The sequence below is a fragment of the Micromonospora sp. NPDC049900 genome (genome assembly GCF_044461025.1).
Lineage (GTDB): Bacteria > Actinomycetota > Actinomycetes > Mycobacteriales > Micromonosporaceae > Micromonospora.
In genome coordinates this window covers 357,681-369,777 of record NZ_JBITKM010000001.1, presented here as the reverse complement: position 1 = coordinate 369,777, position 12,097 = coordinate 357,681, and the positions used below count along the sequence as shown (strand labels likewise).

General features: G+C 73.1%; 11 protein-coding genes. 2 read left to right on the top strand and 9 right to left on the bottom strand.

The window, feature by feature from the left end; all coding sequences use genetic code 11:
• Positions 1-63: 63 nt before the first annotated feature.
• Positions 64-282, bottom strand: a complete 219-nt coding sequence (locus ACIBMZ_RS01725) for a zinc ribbon domain-containing protein (protein WP_396690110.1) — start codon at positions 280-282, stop codon at positions 64-66.
• A gap of 38 nt (positions 283-320) precedes the next feature.
• Between ACIBMZ_RS01725 and ACIBMZ_RS01720 the strand changes: the two genes are divergently transcribed.
• Both ACIBMZ_RS01720 and ACIBMZ_RS01715 read left to right on the top strand, forming a co-directional pair.
• Positions 321-1,826 carry a lytic murein transglycosylase gene (locus ACIBMZ_RS01720; RefSeq protein WP_396690108.1) on the top strand — a complete coding sequence of 502 codons (1,506 nt, stop codon included), beginning with the start codon at positions 321-323 and terminating at the stop codon, positions 1,824-1,826.
• Between the two features lie 72 nt (positions 1,827-1,898).
• Positions 1,899-2,915, top strand: coding sequence for a GNAT family N-acetyltransferase (locus ACIBMZ_RS01715; protein WP_396690959.1), 1,017 nt, complete (start codon positions 1,899-1,901; stop codon positions 2,913-2,915).
• Between the two features lie 49 nt (positions 2,916-2,964).
• Here the strand turns inward: ACIBMZ_RS01715 and hemB are convergent, their stop codons facing one another.
• From hemB to ACIBMZ_RS01675, 8 genes are all read right to left on the bottom strand, one after another.
• The gene (gene hemB, locus ACIBMZ_RS01710) at positions 2,965-3,948 is read right to left on the bottom strand and encodes a porphobilinogen synthase (RefSeq protein ID WP_396690106.1); all 984 of its coding nucleotides are present in this window, start codon (positions 3,946-3,948) and stop codon (positions 2,965-2,967) included.
• Positions 3,949-3,965: 17 nt separating this feature from the next.
• A complete protein-coding gene (locus tag ACIBMZ_RS01705) occupies positions 3,966-5,546 on the bottom strand; it encodes a uroporphyrinogen-III synthase (RefSeq protein ID WP_396690104.1) in 1,581 nt (526 codons plus the stop codon).
• Positions 5,543-6,526 (bottom strand): hydroxymethylbilane synthase, encoded by a 984-nt coding sequence (gene hemC, locus ACIBMZ_RS01700; RefSeq protein WP_396690102.1) that lies wholly within the window; start codon positions 6,524-6,526, stop codon positions 5,543-5,545. The genes ACIBMZ_RS01705 and hemC overlap by 4 nt, the downstream gene beginning before the upstream one ends.
• 76 nt (positions 6,527-6,602) lie before the next feature.
• Positions 6,603-7,928, bottom strand: coding sequence for a glutamyl-tRNA reductase (locus ACIBMZ_RS01695; RefSeq protein WP_396690101.1), 1,326 nt, complete (start codon positions 7,926-7,928; stop codon positions 6,603-6,605).
• Complete coding sequence (locus ACIBMZ_RS01690) at positions 7,925-8,695, bottom strand: redox-sensing transcriptional repressor Rex (protein WP_396690100.1); 771 nt, start codon at positions 8,693-8,695, stop codon at positions 7,925-7,927. Before ACIBMZ_RS01690 ends, ACIBMZ_RS01695 begins: the two co-directional genes overlap by 4 nt.
• 332 nt (positions 8,696-9,027) lie before the next feature.
• The gene (locus ACIBMZ_RS01685) at positions 9,028-9,705 is read right to left on the bottom strand and encodes an HAD family hydrolase (RefSeq protein WP_396690098.1); all 678 of its coding nucleotides are present in this window, start codon (positions 9,703-9,705) and stop codon (positions 9,028-9,030) included.
• Between the two features lie 21 nt (positions 9,706-9,726).
• Positions 9,727-9,978: a glutaredoxin family protein gene (locus ACIBMZ_RS01680; protein ID WP_131051867.1), complete on the bottom strand. Its 252-nt coding sequence runs from the start codon at positions 9,976-9,978 to the stop codon at positions 9,727-9,729.
• On the bottom strand, positions 9,971-11,629 hold the full coding sequence (locus ACIBMZ_RS01675) for an AMP-binding protein (protein ID WP_396690096.1): 1,659 nt from the start codon (positions 11,627-11,629) through the stop codon (positions 9,971-9,973). The genes ACIBMZ_RS01680 and ACIBMZ_RS01675 overlap by 8 nt, the downstream gene beginning before the upstream one ends.
• Positions 11,630-12,097: the final 468 nt, after the last annotated feature.

Here is a 12,097-nt window from a genome sequence, read left to right as displayed (position 1 = left end):
CCACGTACGACGGTCCGCCGGTCGGTCCGGCCGCCTCCGACCGGCCACCGTCGACGGCGGCGTTCAACAGCCGCAACCGCCACCGCAGCAGCCGCCACCGGAGGGCGCGGGCGGACCGGCGGAGGCACCGCCACCCCGTCCGGTGACCGCGACCGTCGACAGCAACTTCACCGTGTCGGAGTGCCCCTTCGGGCAGGACGCGGGCTCGCCCGCCTGGGCCATCGGCCGGTTGACCTCGAAGGTGTCACCACAGGCGCGGCAGCGGAACTCGTACCGGGGCATGACATCAGGGTACGGCCGGACCTGACGCTCGCGGCGACATGGGTGATACTCGACGGGTGGCAGACGGCGAAGAGCGGACGACCCTTCGGCCCCTGCGACCGGCCACGCCGGGCGCCCAAACCGGTGCCACTACGGACAGACCGGTCAGCGCGATACCCCGGCCGCGCCGACCTTGGTTGAGATCCGGCGAACCGGCCGGCGGGTCGCCCACCGCCGGGGCCGAGCCGGCTGCCGGTACGCCGACGATCCGGGCCGCCACGCCCGAGCCCGAACCGCCCACCGAGCCCGCCGCTCCCCCGATCGACGGGAAGCCCGCCGCGACCAGCGGCGCACCCGCCCGGAACGACGGTGAGCAGCCCGGCGGGACGGACCGCGAGACGGCGCCCCCGCCCGACGCCGCCACCAAGCCCGACGCCGCCGCCGAGCCCGACGCCGTGACAAGGACCGGCCTCAGCGCGACGCCCGACGCCCGCACCGCGCCCGACAGCGCGACAACGTCGGACGACACCACGAAGGCCGACGACCCCGGCAAGGTCGAGGAGAGCGAAGAGGCCGACGCCGCCACCAAGACCGACGGCGAGGCGGCGGGTGGGACGGCGACCCGGCCCCGGCGGGCCCGGCGACGCCGGGTGCGCTTCGCGCACGCCGTACGCATGCCGGGTCCTCGGGCCGCCGCCCGCGCGACCCGCGACTGGTCGCGGCGGCCCGGGGGACGACTCACCCTGCCCGGGGTGTTCCTGCTCGCGCTGGTCATCGCGACCGCGACGGCCGGCGCGACGCTGGTGCCGGCGACCGTCGGTGCGCCGCGTCCGGTGGCGGCCGGGGCGACCGGCGGGCCGGAGGCGACCGACGGCACCGCGCCGCTGACCGAGGCTCCGCCGGTCGGGGCCGTCCCGCCGACCACCGGGACGCTGCCACCGGGGACCACGCCGTTCCCGGGCGCGACGGGTGGTACGGCGCCGGTGGGCGCCCGCCCCTCCGACGCGCTCGCCGGCTGGGCCCGCGAGGTCGGCGCCAAGACCGGCATCGACCCGATCGCGGTGCAGGCGTACGGCTACGCCGAGCTGGTGCTCGCCGAGACCAACCGGGCCTGCGGCCTGAGCTGGACCACGCTGGCCGCGATCGGCTTCGTCGAGTCCCGGCACGGGCAGGCCAACAACGCGCGGCTCGGACCGGACGGCCGGGCCACTCCGGAGATCATCGGACTGCCGCTGGACGGGCAGGGCGGCCGGATGCGGATCGCCGACACCGACCGGGGCGAGCTGGACCGGGACACCACCTACGACCGGGCGGTCGGACCGATGCAGTTCATCCCGACCACCTGGCAGGAGAACGGCGCCGACGCGGACGGCGACGGGGTCAAGGACCCGCACAACATCCACGACGCCGCGCTGGCCGCCGGAATGTACCTGTGCAAGGGGGGCCGCAACCTCACCGTTCCGGGTGACTGGTGGAACGCCATCCTGTCGTACAACAACGTCGGCCGGTACGCCCAGGCCGTCTTCGAAACGGCCAACCGGTACGGACAGGCCAGTCGCACCTGAAGTGATCGTCCGCGCACATTGGAGGACTGGACACTTCCCCCCGGCAGCGGTTAACGGCAAGCTAGACGCGTGATGGTGCGCGAGTGGGACCCCAGGACCGCGTCGTCCGCCGAGATCGCGTCGCTGTTGGACACGCTGAACGCGGTCCTGGCGGTCGATCTTCCGCAGGATCCGCCGTGGCGGGAGAGTTCCGTGCGGGAGTACCTCACCGAGGTGATGCCCGGCGAACGACGGATCGCCTGGGTGGCCCAGGCCGAGCCGGCCGCCGACGGGACACCCGGCCCGATCCTGGGTCAGGTGCACGTGCTGCTGCTCGGCAGCATCGGTGTGCTGGAGGTGCTGGTGCATCCCGACCACCGACGCCGGGGCCTCGGCCGTGACCTCGTCCTGCGTGCCTCCCGCCGGGTCTACCAGGAGGGATTCGAGTCGATCGGCGTCGAGGTGGTGGGTGACACCCCGGCCGTCGGCTTCTACGAGTCGCTGGGCTTCAGCCGGGAGTACGTCGAGACCCGCAGCGTGCTCGACCTCGCCGGTGTCGACTGGACCGAGCTGGCCGAGATGTCGACCGGTGTCGGCGCCGGCTACCACGTGCAGTTCCACCCCGGCGGGCCGCCGGACGAGCTGATCGAGGCGTACGCCCGGGCCAAGGCCGAGATCCGGGACGTCGAGGACGGCGAGCTACGGCCCAGCTCGTACGACCCGCAACGGCTGCGCGACAGTCTCGACTGCCTGCACCGTCGGGGGATGAAGCCGTACATCGTGCTCGCCCTGCACGAGCAGACGGGCGAGGTGGCCGGCCTGACCGAGGTGGTCGTGCCGGCGCAGCACCCGACCCGCGCGGACCAGTACGACACGATCGTGGTGCAGGATCACCGTGGCTACGGGATCGACCGCGCGATCAAGGCCCGCATGTTGTTGGAGTTGCGCTCGGCCGAGCCGCAGCTCACCGAGGTCCAGACGTGGAACGCCCAGGCCAACGAGGCCATGCTCAAGGTCAACGCGGAGCTGGGCTACCGGCCCGACCGGGAGTGGTGCGAATACAGCGTCGACGTGGCCGAGTTGGTGCACCGCCTCGACGCCGCCCGCTAGGGCTCGGGTCGCGCCGCCGGGTCGTGGTCGGTCAGGACCGGGGTGGAGATCAGTAGCGGTCGCGGAGCAGGCCGGCGGCCTCCACAGCCCAGTAGGTGAGGATGATCTGCGCTCCGGCGCGGCGGATCGAGGTGAGCGTCTCCAGCATCACCCGCTCGCGGTCGATCCAGCCGTTGGCGGCGGCGGCCTCGACCATGGCGTACTCGCCGGAGACCTGGTAGGCGGCGACCGGCACGTCGACCGCGGCCCGGACCGCGGCGACCACGTCGAGGTAGGGCAGGGCCGGCTTGACCATCACGATGTCGGCGCCCTCGGCCACGTCCAGCTCGACCTCGCGCAGGGACTCGCGCAGGTTCGCCGGGTCCTGCTGGTAGGTCCGGCGGTCGCCGTCGAGCGCCGACTCGACCGCGTCGCGGAACGGACCGTAGAACGCCGACGCGTACTTGGCGGTGTAGGCCAGCACGGCGACGTCGGTGTGACCGGCCGCGTCGAGCGCCCGGCGTACCACTGCGACCTGGCCGTCCATCATCCCGGACGGGCCGACCATGCCGACTCCGGCGTCGGCCTGTGCCACCGCCATCTCGGCGTACGCCGCCAGGGTGGCGTCGTTGTCCACCGAACCGTCCGGCCGGAGCAGGCCGCAGTGCCCGTGCGAGGTGAACTCGTCCAGGCAGAGGTCGCTCATCACGACGGTGGCGTCACCCACCTCGGAGACCACGTCCCGGATGGCGACGTTGAGGATCCCGTTCGGGTCGAGGCCGCCGGAGCCACGCTCGTCGCGCGACGTCGGCACCCCGAACAGCATGATCCCGCCGACCCCGGCGCGTACCGCCTCGACGGCCGCCTTGCGCAGCGAGTCGCGGGAGTGCTGGAGCACCCCGGGCAGCGAGCCGATGGCCCGGGGCTCGGTCAGCCCCTCCTTGACGAACATCGGCACGATCAGCTCGGCCGGGTCGAGACGGGTCTCGGAGACCAGCCGCCGCACGGCTGCGGTACGCCGCAGCCGGCGGGGGCGGTTCTCGGGGTACGGCACGGTGCCCTCCCTGACGACTACCGGAACCTGAGCGCGGTCGGCCCCTGGACCTTCGAGCCACGGCGCTGCTTCGCCGGCATCGCGGCGAGCTTCTCCCGCAGCTCGACGGCGTAGCCGGCGAGCGCCTCCACCAGGTCCGGCACCGAGGCGTGCGGCGGCTGGACGTCGACCCGCAGGCCGAACTCCGTCGCGGTCTCCGCGGTCTTGGGCCCGATGACGGCTACCACGGTACGCGCATGCGGCTTGCCGGCGATGCCGACCAGGTTCCGGACCGTGGACGACGAGGTGAACAGCACCGCGTCGAACCCACCCGACTTGATCGCGTCACGGATCTCGGCGGGCGGCGGGGCCGCCCGGACCGTCCGGTACGCGGTCACGTCGTCGACCTCCCAGCCGCGCTCGGTGAGCCCGGCGGCGAGCGTCTCGGTGGCGATGTCGGCGCGCGGCAGCAACACCCGGCCGACCGGGTCGAGCACCTCGTCGTGCGGGGAGAACTCGGCCAGCAGCCCCTCGGACGACTGCTCCCCGGAGGGGACCAGCTCCGGCTGGATGCCGAAGGCGCGGACCGCGTCGGCGGTGGCCTCACCGATGCAGGCGATCTTGACGCCACCGAAGTGCCGGGCGTCCAGGCCGTGCTCGGCGAACTTCTCCCAGACCGCGCGCACCGCGTTGACCGAGGTGAAGATGACCCAGGCGTACCGGCCGTCGACCAGGCCCTTGACCGCACGCTCCATCTGCGCCGGGGTACGCGGCGGCTCCACCGCGATCGTCGGCACCTCGCACGGGATGGCCCCGTACGCCCGCAGTCGGGCACTCATCGCGCCGGCCTGCTCCTTGGTGCGGGGCACCAGCACCTTCCAGCCGTACAGCGGGCGGTTCTCCCACCAGCTCAGCTTGTCGCGCTGGCCGACGCCCTCGCCGACGGTCAGCACGACCCGGCCGGTGAAGCCGAGTGCCGCCGCGACGAAGGAGTCCACGGTCGACGTGGTGGTGTACTGCGTCTCGCCGGTGCCGTCACCGGTCACCCCGACGTCGGTGGTGCCGTCGACCCCGGCGGCGAGCAGCCCGTCACGGATCGCGGCCAGGTCACCGGCGTCCACCGCGAGCGCCAGCGAGCCACGCTGCACCGCTCCGGCCAGCGCCTCGAAGTCGAGCGTGCCGACGTCCTCCACGTCGGCGGCGGTGCGTACGCCGGGCAGCGGCACCCCCGCGTACGCGGCCACGCCCTCGGCCTGGCCGACGCCGGGCACCACCTCGAAGTGCGCAGCGGTACGTGCCACCGCCTGCACCTCCTTGACGACCGAGTCGTGACCGAACGGGTCGCCGGCCACCAGGTGCACCGCGTTCTGCCCGGAGCGGGCAGCCGAGATCAGTACCTTCGCCACGTCGCCCGGCGCGCCCTCGGCCGGAGTGAACTGGGCGTCTTCCCTGGCCTCGGCCCGGACGACGTCGAGCAACGACTCGGGGACTCCCCGGTCGTACACCACCTGGTCGGCGTCGACCAGGGCGTCGTGCGCCCGGCGGGTCAGCAGGCCCGGGTCGCCGGGACCGGCCCCGACGAATGCGATCCGGCCTACGGGCTTACGGGTGCGGGTCATTCTGTGCTCCCAAATTGCTGGGTCCCCGGGCCGTCGTGTCCTTGCGGGCCGAGGATCGAGTCGGCGCCGAGATCGAGGAGTTCGGCGGCGAGTGCCTTGCCGATCTCCGCCGCCTCGGCGGGCGTACCGGTGCGGGACAGCCGGATGTCACGGGTGCCGTCCGGGCTGATCACCGCCCCGCGCAGGTAGATCTCCTCACCGGTCTCGCCCTCGGCGAGTTCGGCGTAGGCGGCGACCGGAGCGGAGCATCCGGCCTCCAGGGTGGCCAGCACCGCCCGCTCCGCGACGACCGCGGCGCGCGACGGTGCGTCGTCGAGCGTGGCGAGCAGTTCGACCAGGTCCGGGTCGTCGACCCGGCACTCCACCGCCAGCGCTCCCTGCGCGGGGGCGGGCAGCATCAGCATCGGGTCGAGCGTCTCGGTGACGACGTCGACCCGGTCGATGCGGGCCAGGCCCGCTCGCGCCAGGACGACGGCGTCCAGGTCGGCCTCCGGACCGAGCACCCGGTTCAGCCGGGTGTCGATGTTGCCCCGGATGGGGGTGACCGACAGTTGCAGACCCAGCGCGTGTAGCTGGGCGATCCGGCGCAGCGCGCCGGTGCCGATGTTCGCTCCGGGGGCGAGCTCGGCCAACGTCTTCCCGTCGCGGGCGACGAGCGCGTCGCGCGGGTCCTGCCGCGGCGGCACCGCGGCGATGTGCAGCCCGGCCGCGGTGGCGGTGGGCAGGTCCTTGTACGAGTGGACGGCGAAGTCGATGGTGCCGGCGACCAGCGCGTCCCGCAGCGCGGAGACGAACACGCCGACCCCGAGCCGGTGCACCGGCGCGCTGGAGCGGTCACCGGCGGTGACCACCTCGACCAGTTCGACGGGGCGTCCGGTGCGGGCGGTCAGGGCGTCGGCGACCTGCCCGGACTGGGCCATCGCCAACGTGCTGCCCCGGGTACCGAGACGCAGTGGCGCGGCGGTACTGCGCTCGCTCATGCCGGCCCTCCGCTCCGCTGCGTGCCGCCATGAGGCACCTTCGCACTGAGCCGACGATTCGCTCGCTGACGCTCGCTCATTGCTCACCTCCGGGTGGGGTGATGTCGGGGACGGTGTCCACCGGCGAGGTCTGCGGGACCTGGAGGTCGAACAGCTCGCGCAGCAGGGCGGCGTACTGGTCGCCGCCGGGTTCGGCGGCGAGCTGCCGGACCCGTACGGTCGGCTGGTGCAGCAGCCGCTGGACCACCCGGTGCACGGTGCGGGCCACCTCGGCGCGTTGGTCGTCGGTGAGGTCGGGGCGGCGCTGCGCGAGTCTGCGCAGCTCGGCGGTGACCACGTCGTCGGCCCGGCCGCGCAGGGCGGCCACGGTCGGCGCCACGTCGGCACCACGCAGCCAGGTGAGGAAGGACTCGACCTCGGCGGCCACGATCCGCTCGACGGCGGCGGCGTCGGCGGCGACCGGCCCGTCGGCGAGCAGCGCCGCCATCCGGTCGATGTCGATCACCTCGACGCCGGGCAGCTCGGCCACACCGGGCCCGACGTCGCGGGGTACGGCCAGGTCGAGCAGGACCAACGGGCCGCGCTCCGGCTCGCGGGCGGCCACCGCCTCGGCGACGACCGGACGGGTGAGGACCGGCTCGGTGGACGCGGTGGCGGCCACTACGATGTCCACCGTGGACAGCGTGTCGGCCAGCTCGGTCATCTCCCGCGCGGCGGCACCGTACGACTCGGCCAGTCGGACCGCGCGGTCGGTGCTGCGGTTGGTCACGGTCAGCGGCCCGGCACCGAGCCGGGACAGCGTCGCCACGCCCAGCGAGCCCATCGCCCCGGCACCGACCACCAGCGCGGGACGGCCGACGAGGTCGTTGCCGAGATGACCGGCGGCCAGCCCCAGCGCGGCGGTGACCACGCTCTGCCCGGCCCGGTCGATGCCGGTCTCGGAGTGGGCCCGCTTGCCGACCCGCAGCGCCTGCTGCATCAGCTCGTGCAGCAGCCGGCCGGCGGCGTCGGTCTCACCGGCCCAGTGGTAGGCGTCCCGGAGCTGCCCGAGGATCTGCGCCTCGCCGATGACCATGGAGTCCAGCCCGGCGGCGACCCGGAAGACGTGCTCGACCGCGGCGGAGTCGAAGTGCACGTAGAGGTTGTTGGCCAGCGCGGTGGGCGGGCAGCCGGCCTGCTCGGCGAGGACGGCGCAGATGTCACCGAGACCGCCGTGGAAGCCGGAGACGGCCGCGTAGACCTCCACCCGGTTGCAGGTGGAGACCAGGACGACCTCGCTGACGTACGGCTGCGCCAACAGCCGGTCCAGGGTGGCGCCCAGTTCGGCCGGCGGCACCGCGAGCCGTTCCAGGGTGGCGACCGGCGCGGTGCGGTAGGAGGCGCCGACGACGATGAGTTTCACGTGCCGATCGCCTCCTGGCTCTCGGTGACCGCGAAACCGCCCGGCAGGGCGGTGAGAGCGGACCCACCGGCGGCGGGGAGCGCGGTCAGTGCTGCCTTGCGGTGCTCGTGGAACGACAGGATCTGCAGTTCGATGGCGAGGTCGACCTTGCGCACGTCGACCCCCTCCGGAACCGAGAGTACGCACGGTGCGAAGTTCAGGATGCTCGTCACGCCGACGGCGACCAACTGGTCGGCGACCCGCTGCGCGGCGGCGGCCGGGGTGGCGATGACGCCGATCGCGACGGCCTCCGCGGCGGCGACCTCGGGCAACTCGTCGATGTGCCGCACGACGAGCCCGTTGATCTCCTCGCCGACACGGCGGGGGTCGGCGTCGAAGAGGGCGGCGATCCGGAATCCGCGCCCGGCGAACCCGTCGTAACCGGCCAGCGCGTGACCGAGGTTTCCGACGCCCACCAGGGCGACCGCCCGACGTTGGGTGAGCCCGAGGACGTACTCGATCTGCTCGACCAGCAGGGCCACGTCGTAGCCGACGCCCCGGGTGCCGTACGAGCCGAGGTGGGACAGGTCCTTGCGGAGCTTCGCCGAGTTCACCCCGGCGGCGTTGGCCAGGCCCTCGCTGGAAATCGTCTCGTGACCGGTTTCGGCGAGGTTGTGCAGGGCACGGAGGTACTCGGGGAGCCGGGCGACCGTTGCCTCGGGCAGGTCCGGGAGCGCCGGTACGGCACCGGCGCGGCCGGGCGCGCCTGGGTGACGGTGCTGACTCATGAGACTCCGTGCGGTGCGATCCTCGACCAACTCCACCGGCCGGTCGTTTCGGGACTCCCGCTGGCGACCGAAATTGCCGGCTGTGCTAGCAGGGCGCGTCGGAATTACAGAGTAGGCGCTTGTGAAGACGTGCACAAATCGCGATCTTGTCGGCACGTGCCGCGCCTCCACCAGCCCCTCCGTCCCGCAAGATCGACCGGAGACCCCTCCACCACGACTACCGGCGCGATTATTGCTCAATCCCGACTTCTCTGACCAATCACACACGCCAATCATTGATCGAATACAGCGATCGGGAGACCGCGACCACGCACGGTGACACCCGTTTCCGCTCAGGTGGGCGATTCCACCGTCGGGACGTCGGCCAGCGCGGTGGCGAGAGTCACGGCCTCCACCAGACTGTCGGCAACCGGGTGACCGGAGCCCTCCAGCCGGGCCCGGTCGGTGAAGCCGCCGCTGTAGAGGACGGCCCGCCCGCCGACGGCGTACGCCGCGTCGGCGTCGTCGATCGAGTCACCGATCACCACCACCGACCGGCCGTCCACGCCGATCTCGGCCAGGTGGCGGGCCAGCGACTCCGCCTTGCGATCACCGCCGACCCGGTCCCGCCATCCGTCGACCCGGACGAACCGGCCGGTCAGCCCGTACGTCCGGACCGCCGGCACCAACTCGTCGTGGAACCACATGGACAACAGCGACTGGCTGCCCGGCCAGGCCGCCATCGCGTCGACCGCGTCGTGGGCCAGCTCACAGCCGGTCAACCCCAGCCGGTACGCGTCGTGGAAGATCTTGTCGAGGCGGCCGAAGTCCTGCGCGTCCACGGCCCGACCGAGTACGTCCGCGTAGTAGTCGGCGATCGGCCGACGGAACCGCACCCGGTGCTCCGCCACCGTCACCGACGGCCCGCCCGCACTGCTGAAGGCGGCGTTCGTGCAGGCCACCACCAGATCGAGATCGTTGAGCAGGGTGCCGTTCCAGTCCCACACCAGATGGGTGCGCGCAGGGGTCATCACCGCACCCTACCGGCGGCCTCAGAGCTGCGGGGTGGTCAGATCCTTGAGCAGCCGCTGCTCCTCGACCCGCCAGTAGCCGTGCTCCTTGCCGTCGAGCAGCACCACCGGCAGCCGGTCGCCGTACTCGCGTTCCATCTCGGCGTCGCCGCTCACGTCCTGCTCGATCCACCGGTCGCCGGTGACCGCGACGACCCGGTCGAGGGCCGCCTTGGCGTCCTCACAGAGGTGGCAGCCGGGTCGGGTGATCAGGGTCAGGCGGGGCTCACGCATCGGTCTCCTCCGTGGTGCCGGTGGGTCGGAGCAGGGTCTTGCGTACCTTCCCGATCACCGAGCGCGGCAGCAGGTCGACGAACTCGACGTCGGTGGGGCACTTGAATCTGGCCAGATTACGCGCGCAGTGCGCGATCAGCTCGGCACCGGTCGCCCGATGCCCCACCCTCGGCACCACGTACGCCCGGACAGTCTCCCCGGTCCGGGGGTGCGGCACGCCCACTACCGCCGACTCCGCCACCGCCGGATGGGCCGAGAGCACCGACTCGACCTCGTGCGGGTACACGTTGAAGCCGTTGACCAGGATCAGCTCCCCGAGCCGGTCGACCAGGAAGAGATCACCGTCGGCGTCCGCGTACGCGACGTCGCCGGTGGCCCACCAGCCGTCCGGGTCGGGCCCACCCGCACCGTCCGGCCAGTACCCGGCGAAGAGGTTCGCCCCGCGCACCACGATCTGACCGGGATCGGTGCCCGCCATCGGGTCGGACAGGTCCCATTCCTCGGCGTCGTCGTCGGGCGCGGCCAGGCCGTCGCGCCACAGTTCGGTCCCGTCCGCCCCGACCAGCCGCAGCTCGACGCCGGGCAGCGGGCGGCCGATCGAGCCCGGCTTCGGCTCCCCGCCGACCAGCGTCGAGGTGAGCACCGGCGCGGTCTCGGTCAGGCCGTAGCCGATCTGCACCGGCCGACCGGTGGCCTCGGTGAAGCGCGCCGCGTCCGCCGGATCGAGTGGCGCCGCGCCGCAGACCACGACGCGTACCGCGGTCATCGCCTCGGCCAGCACGTCGGGATCCGCCCGCGACCAGGACTGCACCATCGACGGCACGCCGATCAGCACGGTGGCCCGGTGCCGGGCGATCTCGGTCAGCGCCGCGTCGGCACCCGGGTCGTCGACGAGTACGCCGGTCGCCGCGTGGTGCAGCACCGCGCCCAGTCCGGCGTTCAGCCCGTACGCGTGGAACAGCGGCAACGCCAGCAGCACCACGTCGTCCGACCCGACCACCGGCGGTGCGATCCGGCCGACCTGCTCGTGGTTGGCGGCCAGCGCACCGTGCGAGAGCATCGCGCCCTTCGGCCGGCCCTCGGTGCCCGAGGTGTAGAGCAGCACCGCCAGGTCGTCGGCGGCCCGCGCCGGGAAGGTCGGCGTTGCGCCGTCCACGACCGGAGGTCTGGTGTGCACGGCCCGCAGTGCGGGCAACTCGACGTCGGCCACCAGGTCACGGACGTGTTCGGTGCCGATCAGCACCGACGCGGCCGAGTCGGCCAGCACCTGGCACAGCTCGCGGGCCGTCAGCGCGGGGTTGACCGGTACCGCCGTCAGTCCGGCCCGCAGCGCACCGAGCAGCCCGACCACGAAATCCGGTGAGTTGGGCAGGGCCACCGCGACCCGGGCCGGTCCGCCCGCCGCGTCCGGGGCCGTCCGGGCCAGCGCCCGGGCGACTCCGGTCACCACCTCGTCCAGTGCGGACCAGGTGATCGTCCGGCCGGAGTGGTACAGCGCCGGCTTGCCCGGACTGCTCCGGGCCGCCCAGGTCAGCCGTTCGGCGAGATTCGGCCCGGCGCCGTCGGCCGCCTGCGGCCGACCGGCAGTGCCTGCGTCCGCGTCGGCGGCGGGGTGCGCCCCCGGCCCGACGGCTGCGTCTCGGTCCTGCACGGTGGCTGAGTCTGGCACAGCCGGGGCCGCCCGGCCATGCCCGACGGGCGATGACCGACACCGATCCGGAGATACCGGTACGTCGATCCCGGTGCGCTCCCGTCCGGGGCACACCGCACCGGCCACCGAGGACCCGCCCGGTCCCGTGCACGGAACTCAAGCAAGGTCACCGTCGGTGTGCGACAGCCCCGGCGAATCGCCGCCGCAGCCGGCCACGTGCGGTGCCGCACGGGTCGCGCAAGCCGCCGTACGCACCGTCCTGCCACGACCCTGAACTGGCAATACGTGCCGGAACAGCCCGCCGGCCAGTTGTCAACGACCCCCGACGGACAACCGGTCCGCCAGGGGTGCGACCCGCCGAGAAATACTTTGGCCCTGTGTAACGGACTTGCCACGCGCGGGTGACGTTGGCCCTATCATCACTCGGGTCGGCTCACCCCATTTTGCCGTGAGTCGACACCCCTCAGC